Source organism: Pseudomonas sp. B6(2017), from assembly GCF_002112765.1.
Taxonomy (GTDB): Bacteria; Pseudomonadota; Gammaproteobacteria; order Pseudomonadales; family Pseudomonadaceae; genus Aquipseudomonas; species Aquipseudomonas piscis.
On the sequence record NZ_NEIQ01000028.1, the window covers coordinates 22,516 to 37,974 of the forward strand.

Here is a 15,459-nt window from a genome sequence, read left to right on the forward strand (position 1 = left end):
CTGGCCGGCAAGTCCAGCCAAACCTGTCGTCGCCGCGTGCGGACCTGGTTGTTGATCCGCTTCAAGCTCGCTTCTCCCAGCGCTTGGGGAAGTTGAACTCATAGGTGAGCTCCAGGCGGTGCAGGAGTGAGTCGGATATCCCGGCCTTCCTGCAGGCAGCGATGCGTGAAAGGCCTGCATCCCTCAATGCACTCAGGCGCTCAATGAGCTTCAGATCCCGCTCCCGGTCCACGATCTTGCTCTTGAACATAAAGCCGCCCTCATGGGCTGCCCGACGCATTGCTGATTCTGATTTGCCGGTGGCGGCCATGGCCTGGTCGATGGTCATGGTCTTGGCCAGCTCGCGGATCGTGTCGACGTAGGCCAGGCGCCGGGTGAAGTGGCTTTCGCTGGTGCGTTTGAATTTGCCTCGCGGGCCGCGCTTGCTAAGTGGACTGTCAATGTCCTTGCGTGGTCGGCGGGGTTCGAACTTGGACTCCAGCACCTCGATCTTATTCCCAGACATGAAGAAGGCAGCCTTAGCTGCCTCCAGTTCTTCCTGGCGCTCGGCGCCGACCAGGATGTAGTTGTTGGTCATGCTGCCACCTTGACCAGCCTCACGCCGGCCATGCTGAATTTTTGACCCTGGCCCGCCACCATCGCATCGAGCGCTTCCCAGTTGACGGTCAGCACAGCGATAGGCGCTTGCCCATAGGCCACGGCTTTGACCAGGTCCAGCAGGTCGAATACTTCGGCCTGGAGATGCGTCGCTTGTTGATCTGGCGCAGCCGCTGGCTCTGGTACTGGCTGAGTGATCTGTGCGGACTTGGCCGGAGCCGACGTCACAACTGGCGCAGGCTCAGCGACAGGCTCGACTACTTGCTTTGCCTTGGCTTCGTCCTCGATCTTTTGCAGTTCTTCCTTGCGGATACGCTCGCGTTGGGCTTCGGCTTTCTCTTCCTCGGCCTTCTGGTGTTCAGAAATTCGAACCTTGATCAGCGCGACCAAGTCGTCGTTCGCCTTCGTCACCAACTGCTGCACGTCGTTGAACAGGAAGGTGTGATCGACCGCCAGCTCGGCCAGGCTGCTCAGATTCAGACGAATACCGTCGGCAGCCTGACTTGCAGCAATCTTCGCCCGGGCTAGCTCGGTATCCACGGCGTCCTGCAGGCTGGCGATAGTGCGCTTGTTTTTCATGGCGCCGGCGAAGTCGGCTGATACTGCTGGTAGGGTCACCCGACCCAGCGTCTTGTTGATCGCCGTTACGTGATCTGTCAGTGCCTGCTCGGCCTTTTGCTTGATGTTGGACTTCACCAGCAGCTCTTGAGCCTTCACCAGCTTGTCGACCTTCAGGCGCGTTTCGCGAGCGTGTGCGCTGATCCGATCAAGGGACGAAAACAGCTCGTCGATGCTTTGGGACTGCGACAGGGCCTGCTTCTTGGCAACAGCAACAGCTTCTTCGACATCGCCACACCACTTGACTGCTTTCTTGGCGTCGGCGAAGTCCTGGTCGGTGGAGAGTGTGGTTTTCACCGAGTCGATGACCGCCAGGGCCGACTCTTCAAACACCTTCAGGTTACTGGCGGTAACCATACCGGTCAGTTCGATGCGCAGTGCTGGCAGCTCGTCGGGCGCCTTGCCGACAACGATTGAAGGCGCTTCAGCCATTTCGAAGTTGGCCAGGTCTGCCTCGAACTGTTTCCAGCCTTCGATCAGCCGTGCCGCACGGCCGGGGACGGGCCGATACTCGAGATGTACGAACTTCTCGGCGGTGCCGTCGGAGCAAACGAAAATCACGCGTTCGGCGCCGCTCACCAGTAGCTGCTGCTCAAGCTGCCAGAAGTAGTGTGGCTCCAGTTCCCCGGCCCGGACTTGGGCAGCCAGTGACTCGTTCCACAACTTGTGTTCGAACAGGGTTTCGCCAAGCATTGTGGCGCCATCCATGGAGGCCAGCAGGTTGCCGTCGGTGCCGATCACTGGATACAGCTCTTCGCCGATCATGTCTTCAACCAGCGGACGGGCCATTGCTTCGGTCGCATGGCCTTTGTCGAAGATGTGCTGCTGGGCCTGAGTGACTTCCGGCGCGATGCCAGTCTTCTTCAGGGTCAGTAGTTCGGTACGGGTTTGATACTTCGAGGCGCCCATCATTGCCGGGGCTTCGGAAGCGGTGCGGTACTGTGCGCGAAGGGCAAGCCACTCGGCGGAGCCTTGAGCTACGTTGTGAATTTTCATGCTGCATCTCCGTCGAGGGCTTTGAGATTGGTGATGGTTTCGATCTGGTCATCGCGCAGTGAGTACTTGCTGATGACGTTGGAAATGATGTGTTCCGGACTAGTGCGGCCGGCGTCGATCAGTGGCTGCCACTTTTCGATGTTTTCTGCCAGTAGTTCGTCGGGATAGGCAGGCTTGGCGTCCGGTTCTGGTGATGCCTGCCGCGCCGGTGACACGTCTTTCGCGGCTTCCTCGAATGTCTTGCCTTCCATCTCGTCTGCCGTTGGGGCTGATCCGACTTCGGGGAATGCCTTGCGCAGGGCTTGTGCCTCGGCGCACTTTGCGAGCTGAGCAAATGCTCGACGCTTCCACATGGCATTGGGCGCCGAGGTGTCCTTGCTCGATGTCGCGTAGTTTTCAAGCCAGCGCTCGTTGGCCGTGTATTCGGCAACCAAACCGTTGCTCATCTGCCGCTTGACCGTCACGCGACACCATTCGGGGTACGTGACCTCTACGCCGCCCAGCTTCGCCGTTATTGGAGGGCCATATTCAGGCTCACTGATTCCGGCGTATTGACCGGTGCGCGCCGCCTGGATGCGGTACAGGCCAATACCTGGCATCACCGTGTCCTGCATCTTTTTCGTCTTCGAGTTCCAGATCGGAACGATGTGCACCGGCTTCAACATCGGGTCCAGGTGCGCGGCCTGGCAGTAGGCCAACACCATCACGACGGAGTTCTTTTCTGCACCAGGGTAGAGGCTGCTACTCAGCACTTCGACGAGTGCGGCTTCCGACATCGCAGGCGTGTTGTCGTCCTGCTTCATTACTGCGGACACGGGAAATCCTTGCCGCGATGCTCGCGGCGATTGAAGGCATTGGTTATTGAGCGAGGTGCTCGGCGAGGGCGCTGATCAGCATTGCGACGGCGCAGAGGGCGAGGGCAGGGAAGGAACTGCGCCAGTAAAAGAGCGTGTTCACGACTCGACCAGCGATAGAAGCCGCTCGCCCAAGATGATCTTGGCGTTAGCCTGTTCCTTTCTAATCCCTGTGAGCTCCGCTACCTCGGACAGAGAAAGGCCTTCTCTCCTCAGTTTTGCGCAGCGGATCGCCAACTGCTGGCCGCGCTTGTGCGCGCCGGCACCACTCATCGCCGCTGCTCCAACTGGGCCACTCGAAAGCGCAGTACCTGCAGCACCCGGCCGCGGTAACCCGGCTCTGCGTACTGCTCAACTGGCGGCCCGAAGAAACCTCGGCGCTCGGCCAGGCTATAGGCATCGCGCAGGTTATGGGCGGTGATGTCTTCCAACTGCTCGTCGATGAGCGACTTGACTGGCGATGTGGTCATTCTGCCTCCTTGCGCTTTTGACAAACGTCCATCAAGCGCTTGCAGTAGTGGTTGAATTCATCAGTGGTGATTGCCCCGTCAGTGAAGAGGCGAGTGATCAGGCCTTGCACCAGGACATCGATGCCGGGCTCACTGTCGGGATCGGCAACACCCTCGATGGCCTGGTCGATGAGGATGTGCGGGCTCAAAATCCGCACTCCTGCTGTAGGCGTTCTTGCTCCTGCTCAAATGCCAGGGCTGCCTCGGCGTGTGGCCTGAGAAGTTCGAGCGCGATGTCCTTCAACGCAGATTTCTTGCCGAGCAGGTATGCGGCCAGATCCGTTAACAAGCCCGCGCTGCGATCGCCCATGGCGTTGATCACCAGTTGGCCGAAGGCGTCCTTCTGGTCCTCGCCGTCGATCTGGCGTTGGTTCAGGTGGTCCTGCACAGCCTTCGCAAAGTCGGCCTGGGTAACTTCCCCGTGCTCTGAATGCCGGTAGCCCCAGAACATCCCATAGCCCATCAGCAGGCGTTCAGCGTTTGCATCCAGCCATTCCGATTCGGCCAGATCGTCTTCGCTGATAGGTGGAGGCAAACGGTTGTCGTATTCGAACTGTGCCTTGCGTAGTGCTGACATGATTGCCTCCAGGAAGACGGAGCGAGCACGGTCATACGCTCCGCTGGATGCCTTAGGGCGCGGAGTCAGAGGGTGCTTGGAGTAAGGGAGTAGGTACGACGGTGCCGGCGCGGGGAGGGGCCCCAGTGCCGGCAGACAGAGTGGCTTTGGTGATTGTGGCGAGCGTTACTCTACGCTGCAAACCCAACGGTGGTTGTACCGGTATGGGGCGCGAATGAACGTCACGTCCGACAGGAGAACCATGCCTTTGCTCTTCAGGGTCTCGGTCAGTTCAACCAGTGTCTCTGCTTCGATAGTCATTGCTGTTACCTCGTCAGATTTACTGTGCTCATAGTTGTGGACTGAACCCCTTCATGGGGAATTCAATTTTTCTATCCGGGTGATTGAGGGCTTCGCAATTGATTTGCTAGGCGCCCTGATTGGCAGCGGCAATCGCTTGGTGCAGCTTCAGAACAAGATCCGAAGGCAGGCTCAGGACAGGCCCTGAGCTTTCAAGGCTGCCTTCAGGCAAGGTTTTGATCAGCTCTTGTGCTGCGGTACGGATGGCTTCAAGCCGCAGACGTGGAGTCGTTGGTCCGCGCATCGATCCAGCCGTTACCTTTGACTTGCCGGTAGCCTTGGCCTTTTTCAGTTCACCGCCGAGCACCTTGCCTGCTTCCTCGCCGTGCTGGCGCACTACTTGGACTGCTGTAGTCGCGGATACCTGACCCGAAGCAACTAGCTGCTGGACGTCGGTGTTGGCGTTGCCGAGCGTCATCACCTGCTCAACGTGCTGGCGGGTCTTACCAACCTTCTTGGCGATCTGATCGGGTGTCCAACCAAATGCGGTGAGTCGCTTGTAGCCGTCTGCCAGCTCAAGAGGGGAGAGCTTCTTTCCTTCCTGGCTGGTGATGACCCTGGCCACTCGTTCGGCGTCGTTGCCCTCGAAGGGAACAATCGAGATCCACGCCTCCAGGCGCTTTGGGTCATCCTTGTTTGGAATCCTCGGAAGTCGGCCTGCTTGATCGAGCTTCAGGTAAGCGCGGCGACGACGGTGGCCATCGACGACCCACATTCCACCTTCAGCCCGAGGCCGGACTTCAAGCGCCGGAATCTGGCCGCCAGCGAAGATGAACTCCGCCAGGGCGTTGATGCTTTCCTCCAGTTCCTCACCTTCAGCGCGAAGGTTGAAACCAGGCTCTTCGTGGAGATCTTCCAGGCGGGCCTTCATCGCATCAGCGCGCTTCAGATCCCCATCTTTGATCATTTGCTTGAAAGACTTGGCCATGCAATTTATTTCCAAGTGGTTGTCATCCCAAGCAGCCCTCGTGAGAAGGCTGCTCAGTGATGCTTTCCGTGTTGCTCGCGCCTCCTACCGGGTCATTCGCCAGTTCGGTCAACACCTCGTCCGCCGTCGCAGTTCTGCGCGTTGGTAGCCTTTCGGGGCTATCGGATCGCCGGTCGCCAGTAGTGGCAGCGCGATTTTGTTCACCTGACTTTCTCTCGCCCCACAGGTGTGGCCAGGGCTGACCTCCCGGCGAATCGCCGGGTAATCGTTAATGGCGCAGGTTGTTAAAGAGCGGCGCGGCTTTCGCTGCTGGGCCGGGGTTGCGTTGGCTTGCGAATAAAAGTAGCAGCGCTGCTATTTTATGTAAATAGCGCTGCTAATAATATTTTCTTTGGTCGAAAAAAAACCCGCACTCGGCGGGCTTTGCTTAGGATGCTGGATCAGTCAATGATCGGTGGATACTTCCCACTGACTGAGTCTCTGTAGATGATCTCGCTGTAAATTCGGGGACCATCACGCAATAGAGTCAGGGCACGCTTGGCTTCTTCCTTGGTCGCGAATGGGCCAGCTCCAATGGCAAAGCCCATCATCGGAACTGAAGGAAGTCCGGCGCCTTGGATGGCAGCATCGGTGCGCTCCTGATCTTCTGCATCTTTGCAGTTGGTCGAGGCAACCCAGCCATTTTTAAGGCGCGGAGCCTTTGCGGCTTCGACATCAGCCCCGCAGTGCCTGCACTTAATAGCGGCATTCTTGATGGTTTCCGCACAGGCGGGGCAGGGCCGTGTATCAGTTGCAGTGGTTGTCGACGGGGCTGAGCCTTTACCGCCGAGCATCAAGATAATCAGTCCTGCCAGGGCGATCATCCCTCCGACAATAGTATGTAGCTGGCGATCAGCCATAAGCCCAAGATTGTTCACTCTGCCGCCAGACCCAGTAGCGACAGACACGTCCATGCTCAGTGCGAACACAGCCCAGCAAATGCCCACCACCAGAGTAAGCGTCCCAATTCCTTTCATTGGATCCCTCCCATAATTGACCCCGAACCTTACCATTCGCGGTGCGTGGCCACCATTCGCGGGGCGGAGAGGGCCGGACAGCAAAAAGCCCGCTTGATGGCGGGCTCTCTGTATCACCTGGGGCGCCGATCCTTCAGCGCAGCCAGTGTGCAATCACGCGGATTGCCAGCTCAATGGTGGCGCGACGAAGGGCAGATACAAGAAGCCCGGCGCTGGTGCCGGGCTTGCAGATCTCAATCTTTTGGTGGGTCTTTGCGCTCCACCCCAATCACCACAGCCTGCTTGATGTCGTTATCTAACACTTTGGCATTGATGCTGAGGTAAACGGTGGTTCTCTCCCATTCCGCATACTGAAGCACATCCTTTTTTTCGGAGTCCAAAGTTGAGTCTTCTACGACAGCCTCAAACTCTATCCCTGATCGATGGCGCCGGACTTTGACCTTGAACTCATCCGGATTAGATGAGTCGACGCGAGTGATTCGATAATATCCATCAAGGCGTTTCTCGGCTGCTTTTCGCCGTGCACTGGTGACCAGTTCTTGAGCGATTTCTTGAGATACTGTGACATCGCTTACAGTTGCCTGGTCAGCAGATGCAAAGCCTTTGAGCATTTCTGTGCGAGCATCATAGGTCTGACGACTTATCGCTTCCAGGGCTGGTTGCTTAACAAGCAACTGGGTCAAAAGCCGAGTTCGCTCCGTTTCCTCTTTAGAGTTTTCTTTTATTGTAGAGAGCATTTCCCGCTGCTCTTCACTTTTCACCTCTGCCATCCGAACGTCTTTGCGATAGTTCAGATAGCTGGAAAATGATGTTTTTCCTGCCCACAGAACACCCAGCCCCAAGACAGTTACAGCGATTAGTTCTGGAGACATGGTTTCAGCTGCCTTTTCGGCAAATTTGAGCAGTACGGCCTGAAAATCGACCTCAAAAATAGATGATCCTTCCTCGACCCTGACCTCAATCTCGAGCTCATCGCGCTCCTCCTTGGAAAGCTTGCGGGTGTCCTCGGTATCATACTGAGCTATGGCATAGGATTTGTAGACGAGATTTTGCAATTCGATGAATGACTTCATCACGGTTGGCGTGATGCTTGACTCGAACTTCTCCCCTATCAGACGAACCTTTAGCTTTGGCCATCCTTCCAGCTCAATCCCGCCGGGAAATTTAGCGCCTTTTAGAAAAAGCTCGATAGCCTCGAAGGCATCTGCTTCACTTTTTATCGAGATACCTTCAGCCATTTTGTATCCTTACACAGCTCTTATGGTTGGTTTCGCGAGGCGTTCGAGCCTCGCTCTCATCGAAATGGGATTAATCAGTCCGCACCTGTGCGGCTATGTAGCGCTTGATCACTCAGCGCCCCTCTCGCGTAATCCTTCCCGCCTTCACCTCGCCTGTATACCCCGTTAGCTTGTCCTCGGCTTCCTGGAAGGAGAGGGCGATCTTCATCAGCTTCTGCGCATCATCCTCAAGCCCTGCCTCAGAAAGGCGGGTAGCCACCTGCATGATGTCGACACCCGACCATTTGAGCAGGGCTGCAGCCTCTTCAGGTGGCGGCGCGGTTCCTGGTTCGGTTTGGTGAGCCCCATAAAACCTCCGCAGCATTCCGCCACGCCAGGCCACGCGCCCGCTCAAGTTTCCCTACACAGCTCCAGGCACCAGCCAGGTTGCCCATAGAAATGGCTCAACGTCATCAGCTCAAGCACGACAACCATCACACAGAATGCTACAAACCCACGCGTGAAGACGCGGCGAGGTTTTTCATAAGGCTGGTAATTGCTCAGCCCGCTGAAAAGGTTGCCTATGAACTCTAGGAGCTCCATCAGATTTTCACCTGGGTTACGCAATGAGTTGAGTCATCGATCGTACCGCTTGCCGCCTGTAGATAGCAGATAAAGCCAATCTGAGTAGGGCAGGCGGGCGATGATCTTGGTTTTCTCAACGACTGCGGCCATTGTCATCCCGCGACACAGCAAGCTCACCCCACCTTGGATGCGCTCGCACATAGAGTCTGGGCTGTCTACAAAATTGGTCTTGTTCAGGCGGAGCATTACCACCGTGCGACCCTCGGGCACTGCACCTATTGGCGGTACGATGAAAACCGTTATCTGGGTATAAATGGCTATTGCAGCCAGAGCGATGATTCCAGCAACTACAAGCTTTTTCATGGAGTCCATTCCATTTATCTTGGTTTCGATTAGCTGTCAGCGAGCAAACATTCCCCACCAGAACACATGGCCCAAGATCGAAATTTGCTGCTCCTGGACCTCTGCGAATGTGTAGTCCTCGTCCGGGTGCTCGTCACGGTTGAAGCTGCGCAGGCGCAAGCCGGTGGGCAGGCGGTACACCTGCTTCACACGCAGCTGGCCATTGTGGTTGATTGCGTAGAGGTCGCCATCGACGATATCGCCAAGCGAGTTCTTTCCGGTGTTCACGCCGACCGTGGCGCCATCGCGCAGCACTGGGAACATGCTGTTGCCGCGGGCGATAACGCACTTGGCGTTGCTGAACTGCACGTTGTTGCGACGCAGGTCGCTCTTGAAGAAGCGCAGTTTGGCGGTGTCGCTTTCCTCGATCACGAATCGACCGGAGCCGGCCGCCAGCTCTACTTCGCGCAGGAAAGGGACGTAGACCTCATCATCATCGAGCGGTGTCGCGTCATCCCAGGTCTCAATAGTGCCCAGTTTTACATCGGGCTGGATGCGCTCTTGCTGAACATTCGCAACGGTAGAGATCAGTCGGGAGCTGACCTCGCTGGCGTTGAAGTTCAGCGCCTTTGCGAGCTTTAGTAGTGCCTCCACATTCAGAGGCACCTTCCCGGTAGCGTACTGGCTGAATGCACTCTGCCCAGACCATCCACATGCCTCAGCAACATCCGCCTGCGTCAGGCTGCGCCCGGCAGCTTTCGCAGCGGATTTCCGTTGCTCGTAAATGGCCTTCAGCTTGGCGCTTTCGGCGACTTCTTCAGGGGTAAGGGGGCGACGTAATTTCATGGAAACAAGAATATTAGCAGAACTGATATTTTCGCAAACAGCGCTGCTAGTATTGTCTTGCTGATAAAAAGAAGCACTGCTACTATTCATGGCAGATATCAAGCCGTGGAAAGCCCATGAAAAAGATCCCTTTGAGCAAATACCTAGAAGAGCACGGCACCCAAGCCGCGCTTGCTGCTGCTCTCGGCGTGAACCAGAGCGCGATCTCGCAAATGGTGCGAGCTGGAAGAAGTATCGAAATCACCCTTTATGAAGATGGGCATGTTGAGGCGAACGAGATTCGCCCGATCCCTGCGCGCCCCAAGCGCACAGCCGCCTGAAGCAGGGATCCCTGACTGCCTAAACAAATGATCGCCCAAGCCCTGGCAGGGCGCTACGGAAACAAAGTTGAGGTTTTACGAATGGAAGATTTTCTGCGGTCCTGCCAGAGCGCTGTATTGGACAACGAGGCGAAGACCTTGGCCGCCAAAATGGGGGTTCCACATGTGAGCCTGCTGCAGCGCGCCAATCCAGACAACGATGCACACCACCTGACCGTTGAGCATTTGTTCGGGATCTTGCTGCACACCGGGGACATGCGGCCGCTGGCCTCACTGGCCAGTGAGTTTGGCTTTGACCTGGTGGCTCGTGCCGTGCCAGAGCCGCAGGCCCTGACCAAATCACTGATCAGCGTTGGCAAGGAAGTGGCTGAACTGACCATCGCGGTACATGAAGCCCTGGACGACAACCACGTCAGTGCTTTCGAGAAGTCTCAGATCCGCCAAGAGATCCAGCACGTCCGCCAAAGCCTCGACGTGATGGATGCGTCGGTGAAGGCGGCGTAGTGATGAAAATCACCCAAAGCCAGGTCGTGCAGGTTTCCATTGCAGGCCGGCGTAGTCCTGCGAGCACGGAAATCATCCCCTCAATTACCGGATTGACCCTACCTGAGTTCTGGTTGGAGCTGTGGGGAGAGGATGGTGGTCAACGCTCGAAAATGGGCTATGCCAAGTTCGAGTTGGCTACTACCAATGTCACTGAAGGACTTGCTGAAGGTACGTACCAATTAGCGCAACTGTTGCCGGCAGACGCCCAACCCCCTCATCCAATAATTTCAATGTCAGGTGTTTTATGGCCTCGGCAGAGAGTCCTTTCAGACTTTGAACAAGGCGGCTCTTCTCTTCTGGCGGCGCATCGCTCTCAAGGATTTTCCTTTCTAGAAGCTCGCGAAGGGTGTCCTCATGAATCTTGATCGTGACCACTCCAAGGACTGCGCTAAGCCCTCCGTCATCGGCGAGAAAGTCCATTCCGGACTTCGTGCACTGAATACCGTTGTTGGTATGGAGGGCAAATCCATCACCAGTGAGTTCAATGCATTTTTTGATGAGGCCGTGCTCCGCCAGGTAGCAGAGATTTGCATCGACCCTCTCCTTTGTCTCCGCCGCGCCAAGATCGAAGTACAGGCCATGCGGGGCAGGGAACGGGTACGCCTCAGCTGCCGCCTCAAGAATCCGCTTCTGAAGCGCTCTATCCAATTTCATATGTCCGGCCTCCCAGGCCTTCTTGTGTGGATGCAGAAAGCTATTACGGATGCGCCGGACACCCAATTCACCCGCAACACCAAATCGCAGGCGAAAAAAAACCACCTGGCCGGGTGGTTCTTCGTACTGCAAATCAAAACGATCTGGAGCTGATTATGCAGAGCCAATCCCACTCAAGCAATACCCCCACCAATATCGCGCCACGTTTTTCGCAATCTGAAAACGTGGCGCGGACTATGTCGTCCCGCGAAATTGCCGATCTGACCGGAAAACGTCATCCGGACGTGAAGCGCGATATCCAGGTCATGGCGAAAGATCTGCGGGAAGATGTGAGCAGTTTTGCGCGCATCTATCTGGACGGCATGAATCGTCAGCAGACCGAATATCTGCTGGACCGTGCGCACACCGACTGCCTGCTTACCGGCTACAGCGCCGCGATGCGCATGGCAGTCATCAAGCGCTGGCGTGAGCTGGAGTTCCAGGTCGCCCAGCCCCGCGAGCTCTCCCGCATGGACCTGATCCAGCTGGCCTTCGAAGCCGAGCAGGCGCGCTTGCAGCTGAGTGTCCAGGTCGAAGCCCAGGCTACCAAGATCCACTCCCTGGAGAACCTGTTCAAGGAAGGTATGACCCACACCCAGTTCTGCAAGGGCCTCAATGGGGTCAACGTGATGCAGGTGGGCAAGTACCTGGAGAGTCGGAGCTGGCTCTACAACGAGAGCAAGTCCGGCCTGCGCCTTCGCGTGGCTTCCTACGCCCGCGACAAGTACATGACCGAGCACCAGCACGAAGTCACTCCCCACGGCAAAGAAGCCTTCATTTCTTTCACGCCAGTCTTGCTCAAGAAGGGCGCAGTGCGCCTGTACGACCTGTACCTGGCCGGTGAGCTGCCCATGAAGAAAACCTGGGATGGGCAATTCACTCACGACAAGGCCTTGCGAGGTGCCGCGTGAGCATGGGCCTTATGGTCGCCGCGATGAAGATTCGCGTCGGCAATCCATTGCGCAAGCTGGTGCTGATAAAGCTGGCTGACAACGCCAGCGACATGGGGGAGTGCTGGCCGTCCTATCAGCATATCGCCGACCAGTGCGAGATCAGCAAGCGCTCTGTCATGAACCACATCACCGCCTTGTGCGAGGCTGGCTTGCTTCGCAAGGAAGTTCGGAAGGGCGGCCCTAAGGGCAACTCGTCAAACGTCTACTTCCTGACCCTAGATGGTGGTGCACCTCCTGCACCAGGGGTAGTGCAGCAGATTCACCAGGGTAATGCAGCAGGTTCACCCCCTAGTGAATCTCCTGCACCAGGGGGTAGTGCAGAAGCTGCACCCAGAACCAGTCACTCTTCTGAATCAGTCAATGAACCGGTCATTGAACCAGTTGCGCCCCAGGCTGCCGCCAAGGCCGCGATGGGTCAGGTTGTCCCGTTCGCCCCTCAACAACCGCGCTGTGCAATCCCTGCGGATATGCCGGGCCCTAAAGACCAGTCCTGCAAAACCTTCAAGGCCTGGGCCAACTACGCCATGGCTTACCGCAAGCGCCACGGCGCATGGCCGGTATGGAACGCCAAGGTCGCCGGGCAACTGGGCCAGGTTATCGACCGCCTTGGTATCGAGGTAGCACACCATGTCGCTGCGTACTTCCTGACTATCAACGATGCTCGGGTCGTTTCGAACATGCACAGCATCGGCGACCTGCTGGCCAAGGCCGAGGCTTACCACACCCAGTGGGCCACCAATCGCCAAATGAACGGGACCACGGCACGGCAGATCGAGCAGACTCAAACCAACTTCAGCGCTGCCGAGCAGGCCCTCGAAGCGCTTCGAGCCAGGAGGGCCGCAACTCATGCTGAATGACGCCCAGCAAGACCAATTGCTCTTGTCCCTGTTTGCCACTGCTGAGGTGATGGGGCAGCAGCTCACCCAGGCTGCAGCACTGCTAATGGTCGAGGACCTGCGCGAATACACCGAGCCTGTGCTTACCGCAGCGCTTCGCAGCTGCCGTATCGAGGGCGGCCGCCTCACGGTTGCATCGATCCTGAAGCATGCCCAGTCGGCTGATGGGCGCCCGGGAAAGGACGAGGCTTGGGCCATCGCCATGACCACCAACGACGAATTTGAAACGGTGGTGCTGACCGACGAAATCCAGCTGGCCCTGGCCGCGGCGAAACCCATCTTGGATGGCGGCGACAAAATCGGCGCACGTATGGGGTTCATCGACGCCTACCAGCGGTTCGTGAATCAGGCCCGCGAGGATGCGAAGCCAGTCAACTGGCATGTATCTGTAGGCTTCGACGCCAGCCGTCGCATCCAGGCTGTGACCAAAGCGATGGAGCTGAAACGCATCCCGCGCGAACACGCGCAGAAGTACCTGGCGGACCTGAGTGTCGAGCCGATCACCGAGGATGGTCGGGCTATCGCGGGTTTGCTCACTGGCACAGTCACCCGGCCGGAGCCGGCGCTTCGCCAGAAACTGGAGCTCGTGAAAAGCTCGATGCTGGACATGCGCAAAGCCAGCGCAGAGCAGAAGGACGAGATACGGATTGCAGCGGCAAATGAGTTGGCTGATCGCCGGGCCCTGCTGATCAAGCAGGCGCAGGAACTGGAAGCGAAGAGGGCGGCACAATGACCAAGCCAGCCAAGCCCCGCCCAATGCCCGTGTACCTGGTTCTGCGCCGCCTGGTAGATCCTGCCACTGGCAAGGAAGTTGCCGCGTTCGTGCCGTCCTCCGACGCCGACCGGTCAATCCTTCGCGAGCGGGATTTTCGAATCAATACGAAGGTCCGCGCCGAGCTGAAGCAGCCGCGCAACCCACGATTCAACGGCTTGGTCCATGGCCTGGGCCGGGTGCTGAGCCAGAACATCGACCGCTTCTCTGGCAAGCAGTCCCACGACGCGATCAAGGCTCTGCAACTGGAGTCGGGCGTGTACTGCGACGAGGAGCTGTTCGACATCCCCGGCCTGGGTCAGCTCACCCGCAAGACGCCGCGCAGCCTTTCCTACGACTCAATGGGAGAGGAGGTGTTCCAAGACTTCTGGCGCCAGTGCTGCGCGTACCTGGTGCTGCACGACTGGCCGACGCTCACGGAAGAGCGCTTGACCGAAATGGCTGAGTTCGAAGCATTCAAGGAGGCCGCGTGAAGCGCACCCCACTAAAGCGCAAAACCCCGCTCACGTCCGCCGGCCAGCGTCGCAAGCGCTGTCCAGAGTGCCGGATGATGTTCGTACCTGCGCGGAATGGCCAAGTCGTATGCGGAGAGATCAAGTGCGCCATTGCTTATGGGCAGTCGGAGAGGGGGCGCGCAATCGCCGGGAAGGCCTTGGCCGAAGTAGGTCGCCGCGAGATCAAGGTCCGCAAGGAGAAGCTGAAGACCAGGGCGGATCACCTGCGAGAAGCCCAGGCCGTGTTCAACGAATGGGTGCGTCTGCGCGACGCTGACCTGCCTTGCGTCAGCTGCGGGCGGCACCACGACGGCCAGTACCACGCCGGCCACTACCGCACTGTAGGCGCGAACCCAGAAATTCGCTTCGAACCCTTGAACGTCTGGAAGCAGTGCGCCCCGTGCAACACGCATCTGTCCGGCAACTTGGTGAACTACCGGCTTTCGCTCCTGCAGCGAATCGGCGCCGAGAAACTGGAGTGGCTGGAAGGGCCGCATCCTGCATGCAAGCACACCACCGAAGAGATCAAGGCTATCAAGGCCGAATACCGCGAAAAGATCAAAGAACTGAAGAGGGCTGCAGCATGATCTACCCAGGCGTTCTAAGCGCAGTTGTTTCGGCCCTCGCCGCCGAAGCCATCGACAACACCAGCAAGCAGGCATGGCAGAAGCTGTACAACTCGGCCGATGAGGAAGAGGGCGGCGACTTGGCTACCTTGGTCCGCTCCCGCGGTGCCGAAACCATCGACCGCACCCAGGTGGATTGCTGGGTATCAGCCAGGCTGCACCATGGCCTGGAGCCGAAACACTGGAATGCGCTTGTGGCAAAATACAGCACCCACAAAGGGCGGAAGGTGCAAGCCATCTCGGCGCTGCAGGCTCTGATCAGCACCCCGGCACCGAAGCTGTTCCTATTCAAGGCGACCACCGCATGGGCCATCCCCCAACTCAAGGGGGCGCGGCAGAAGGTGGCGTCGTCCGTGTCGGTCGAGATCCCGCTTGATGCCCCGGCGTGGCGTCGCGAGTCGATGGTGAAGGCGGCAGTGGCGGCCGGCCAAGCCAAGGCGAAGAAGGACGAAACCCGATCCGCCGACATGATCGTGTTGAAAGACAGCTTCTACGACATGAACACCTGGGATAACGACGGTACCCCGGAGTCCACCCGGCGCCGTTGGAGGCTTTCGATTCACAAGGATGCAGACGACCTGGTCAATGAGGCCCTGGCCTTCGCCGGTGAAATCCTTGAGGCAGAAGGGCTGCTCATTGAGCAGGCTGCGTGATTGCCTATTGACACCAGTGAGCGGATGAGCGAAATTAATCCCATCCTGTCATTCCTGCGCGTGTTGAGGAGTGACCGCAAAA

The 15,459-nt window shown here is 57.9% G+C and carries 22 protein-coding genes; 10 read left to right on the plus strand and 12 right to left on the minus strand.

The features are described from left to right. Positions 1-61 precede the first annotated feature (61 nt). From CAG11_RS31380 to CAG11_RS31440, 12 genes are all read right to left on the minus strand, one after another. Complete coding sequence (locus CAG11_RS31380; protein ID WP_085600361.1) at positions 62-577, minus strand: hypothetical protein; 516 nt, start codon at positions 575-577, stop codon at positions 62-64. After that, the gene (locus CAG11_RS31385; RefSeq protein WP_085600363.1) at positions 574-2,211 is read right to left on the minus strand and encodes a YqaJ viral recombinase family protein; all 1,638 of its coding nucleotides are present in this window, start codon (positions 2,209-2,211) and stop codon (positions 574-576) included. Before CAG11_RS31385 ends, CAG11_RS31380 begins: the two co-directional genes overlap by 4 nt. Continuing rightward, positions 2,208-3,014: a phage recombination protein Bet gene (gene bet / locus CAG11_RS31390; RefSeq protein ID WP_085600366.1), complete on the minus strand. Its 807-nt coding sequence runs from the start codon at positions 3,012-3,014 to the stop codon at positions 2,208-2,210. Before bet ends, CAG11_RS31385 begins: the two co-directional genes overlap by 4 nt. 320 nt (positions 3,015-3,334) lie before the next feature. Continuing rightward, on the minus strand, positions 3,335-3,535 hold the full coding sequence (locus CAG11_RS31395) for a hypothetical protein (RefSeq protein WP_085600370.1): 201 nt from the start codon (positions 3,533-3,535) through the stop codon (positions 3,335-3,337). Then, positions 3,532-3,723 carry a hypothetical protein gene (locus CAG11_RS31400; RefSeq protein WP_085600372.1) on the minus strand — a complete coding sequence of 64 codons (192 nt, stop codon included), beginning with the start codon at positions 3,721-3,723 and terminating at the stop codon, positions 3,532-3,534. Before CAG11_RS31400 ends, CAG11_RS31395 begins: the two co-directional genes overlap by 4 nt. After that, on the minus strand, positions 3,720-4,151 hold the full coding sequence (locus CAG11_RS31405) for a hypothetical protein (protein ID WP_085600374.1): 432 nt from the start codon (positions 4,149-4,151) through the stop codon (positions 3,720-3,722). Before CAG11_RS31405 ends, CAG11_RS31400 begins: the two co-directional genes overlap by 4 nt. Before the next feature lie 406 nt (positions 4,152-4,557). Next, entirely contained in the window at positions 4,558-5,418 is an 861-nt protein-coding gene (locus CAG11_RS31410; RefSeq protein WP_085600376.1) for a ParB N-terminal domain-containing protein, read from the minus strand. A 440-nt stretch (positions 5,419-5,858) separates the two neighbouring features. Beyond that, a complete protein-coding gene (locus CAG11_RS31415) occupies positions 5,859-6,434 on the minus strand; it encodes a hypothetical protein (protein WP_085600378.1) in 576 nt (191 codons plus the stop codon). A 233-nt stretch (positions 6,435-6,667) separates the two neighbouring features. After that, positions 6,668-7,672: a hypothetical protein gene (locus CAG11_RS31420; RefSeq protein ID WP_085600380.1), complete on the minus strand. Its 1,005-nt coding sequence runs from the start codon at positions 7,670-7,672 to the stop codon at positions 6,668-6,670. Positions 7,673-7,784: 112 nt separating this feature from the next. Further along, entirely contained in the window at positions 7,785-8,036 is a 252-nt protein-coding gene (locus tag CAG11_RS31425; RefSeq protein WP_371857940.1) for a hypothetical protein, read from the minus strand. A gap of 251 nt (positions 8,037-8,287) precedes the next feature. Further along, positions 8,288-8,599: a hypothetical protein gene (locus CAG11_RS31435; RefSeq protein ID WP_085600384.1), complete on the minus strand. Its 312-nt coding sequence runs from the start codon at positions 8,597-8,599 to the stop codon at positions 8,288-8,290. Between the two features lie 36 nt (positions 8,600-8,635). After that, positions 8,636-9,424, minus strand: a complete 789-nt coding sequence (locus CAG11_RS31440; RefSeq protein ID WP_085600455.1) for an XRE family transcriptional regulator — start codon at positions 9,422-9,424, stop codon at positions 8,636-8,638. A gap of 116 nt (positions 9,425-9,540) precedes the next feature. Between CAG11_RS31440 and CAG11_RS31445 the strand changes: the two genes are divergently transcribed. From CAG11_RS31445 to CAG11_RS31485, 10 genes are all read left to right on the plus strand, one after another. After that, positions 9,541-9,744 (plus strand): Cro/CI family transcriptional regulator, encoded by a 204-nt coding sequence (locus CAG11_RS31445; RefSeq protein ID WP_085600386.1) that lies wholly within the window; start codon positions 9,541-9,543, stop codon positions 9,742-9,744. Between the two features lie 81 nt (positions 9,745-9,825). Beyond that, positions 9,826-10,248 (plus strand): phage regulatory CII family protein, encoded by a 423-nt coding sequence (locus CAG11_RS31450; protein ID WP_085600388.1) that lies wholly within the window; start codon positions 9,826-9,828, stop codon positions 10,246-10,248. 2 nt (positions 10,249-10,250) lie between these two features. Beyond that, entirely contained in the window at positions 10,251-10,655 is a 405-nt protein-coding gene (locus CAG11_RS33510) for a hypothetical protein (RefSeq protein WP_143038261.1), read from the plus strand. After that, positions 10,645-11,097: a hypothetical protein gene (locus tag CAG11_RS33515; RefSeq protein ID WP_143494846.1), complete on the plus strand. Its 453-nt coding sequence runs from the start codon at positions 10,645-10,647 to the stop codon at positions 11,095-11,097. The genes CAG11_RS33510 and CAG11_RS33515 overlap by 11 nt, the downstream gene beginning before the upstream one ends. 2 nt (positions 11,098-11,099) lie before the next feature. Continuing rightward, positions 11,100-11,894 carry a Rha family transcriptional regulator gene (locus CAG11_RS31460; RefSeq protein ID WP_085600392.1) on the plus strand — a complete coding sequence of 265 codons (795 nt, stop codon included), beginning with the start codon at positions 11,100-11,102 and terminating at the stop codon, positions 11,892-11,894. Beyond that, complete coding sequence (locus tag CAG11_RS31465) at positions 11,891-12,793, plus strand: helix-turn-helix domain-containing protein (RefSeq protein ID WP_085600457.1); 903 nt, start codon at positions 11,891-11,893, stop codon at positions 12,791-12,793. The genes CAG11_RS31460 and CAG11_RS31465 overlap by 4 nt, the downstream gene beginning before the upstream one ends. Then, a complete protein-coding gene (locus CAG11_RS31470) occupies positions 12,783-13,565 on the plus strand; it encodes a hypothetical protein (RefSeq protein ID WP_085600394.1) in 783 nt (260 codons plus the stop codon). The genes CAG11_RS31465 and CAG11_RS31470 overlap by 11 nt, the downstream gene beginning before the upstream one ends. Next, the gene (locus CAG11_RS31475) at positions 13,562-14,077 is read left to right on the plus strand and encodes a hypothetical protein (RefSeq protein WP_085600396.1); all 516 of its coding nucleotides are present in this window, start codon (positions 13,562-13,564) and stop codon (positions 14,075-14,077) included. Before CAG11_RS31470 ends, CAG11_RS31475 begins: the two co-directional genes overlap by 4 nt. After that, positions 14,074-14,685 carry a recombination protein NinG gene (locus tag CAG11_RS31480; protein ID WP_085600398.1) on the plus strand — a complete coding sequence of 204 codons (612 nt, stop codon included), beginning with the start codon at positions 14,074-14,076 and terminating at the stop codon, positions 14,683-14,685. Before CAG11_RS31475 ends, CAG11_RS31480 begins: the two co-directional genes overlap by 4 nt. Continuing rightward, the gene (locus CAG11_RS31485; RefSeq protein WP_085600400.1) at positions 14,682-15,377 is read left to right on the plus strand and encodes a hypothetical protein; all 696 of its coding nucleotides are present in this window, start codon (positions 14,682-14,684) and stop codon (positions 15,375-15,377) included. Before CAG11_RS31480 ends, CAG11_RS31485 begins: the two co-directional genes overlap by 4 nt. Positions 15,378-15,459 lie beyond the last annotated feature (82 nt).

Excerpts from the sequence above, each read along its gene's own strand:
- CAG11_RS31380 (WP_085600361.1), bottom strand. The coding sequence starts at position 577 with ATGACCAACAACTACATCCTGGTCGGCGCCGAGCGCCAGGAAGAACTG.
- CAG11_RS31385 (WP_085600363.1), bottom strand. The coding sequence starts at position 2,211 with ATGAAAATTCACAACGTAGCTCAAGGCTCCGCCGAGTGGCTTGCCCTT.
- bet (WP_085600366.1), bottom strand. The coding sequence starts at position 3,014 with ATGAAGCAGGACGACAACACGCCTGCGATGTCGGAAGCCGCACTCGTC.
- CAG11_RS31395 (WP_085600370.1), bottom strand. The coding sequence starts at position 3,535 with ATGACCACATCGCCAGTCAAGTCGCTCATCGACGAGCAGTTGGAAGAC.
- CAG11_RS31405 (WP_085600374.1), bottom strand. The coding sequence starts at position 4,151 with ATGTCAGCACTACGCAAGGCACAGTTCGAATACGACAACCGTTTGCCT.
- CAG11_RS31410 (WP_085600376.1), bottom strand. The coding sequence starts at position 5,418 with ATGGCCAAGTCTTTCAAGCAAATGATCAAAGATGGGGATCTGAAGCGC.
- CAG11_RS31415 (WP_085600378.1), bottom strand. The coding sequence starts at position 6,434 with ATGAAAGGAATTGGGACGCTTACTCTGGTGGTGGGCATTTGCTGGGCT.
- CAG11_RS31420 (WP_085600380.1), bottom strand. The coding sequence starts at position 7,672 with ATGGCTGAAGGTATCTCGATAAAAAGTGAAGCAGATGCCTTCGAGGCT.
- CAG11_RS31425 (WP_371857940.1), bottom strand. The coding sequence starts at position 8,036 with ATGCTGCGGAGGTTTTATGGGGCTCACCAAACCGAACCAGGAACCGCG.
- CAG11_RS31435 (WP_085600384.1), bottom strand. The coding sequence starts at position 8,599 with ATGAAAAAGCTTGTAGTTGCTGGAATCATCGCTCTGGCTGCAATAGCC.
- CAG11_RS31440 (WP_085600455.1), bottom strand. The coding sequence starts at position 9,424 with ATGAAATTACGTCGCCCCCTTACCCCTGAAGAAGTCGCCGAAAGCGCC.
- CAG11_RS31445 (WP_085600386.1), top strand. The coding sequence starts at position 9,541 with ATGAAAAAGATCCCTTTGAGCAAATACCTAGAAGAGCACGGCACCCAA.
- CAG11_RS31450 (WP_085600388.1), top strand. The coding sequence starts at position 9,826 with ATGGAAGATTTTCTGCGGTCCTGCCAGAGCGCTGTATTGGACAACGAG.
- CAG11_RS33510 (WP_143038261.1), top strand. The coding sequence starts at position 10,251 with ATGAAAATCACCCAAAGCCAGGTCGTGCAGGTTTCCATTGCAGGCCGG.
- CAG11_RS33515 (WP_143494846.1), top strand. The coding sequence starts at position 10,645 with ATGAATCTTGATCGTGACCACTCCAAGGACTGCGCTAAGCCCTCCGTC.
- CAG11_RS31460 (WP_085600392.1), top strand. The coding sequence starts at position 11,100 with ATGCAGAGCCAATCCCACTCAAGCAATACCCCCACCAATATCGCGCCA.
- CAG11_RS31470 (WP_085600394.1), top strand. The coding sequence starts at position 12,783 with ATGCTGAATGACGCCCAGCAAGACCAATTGCTCTTGTCCCTGTTTGCC.
- CAG11_RS31475 (WP_085600396.1), top strand. The coding sequence starts at position 13,562 with ATGACCAAGCCAGCCAAGCCCCGCCCAATGCCCGTGTACCTGGTTCTG.
- CAG11_RS31485 (WP_085600400.1), top strand. The coding sequence starts at position 14,682 with ATGATCTACCCAGGCGTTCTAAGCGCAGTTGTTTCGGCCCTCGCCGCC.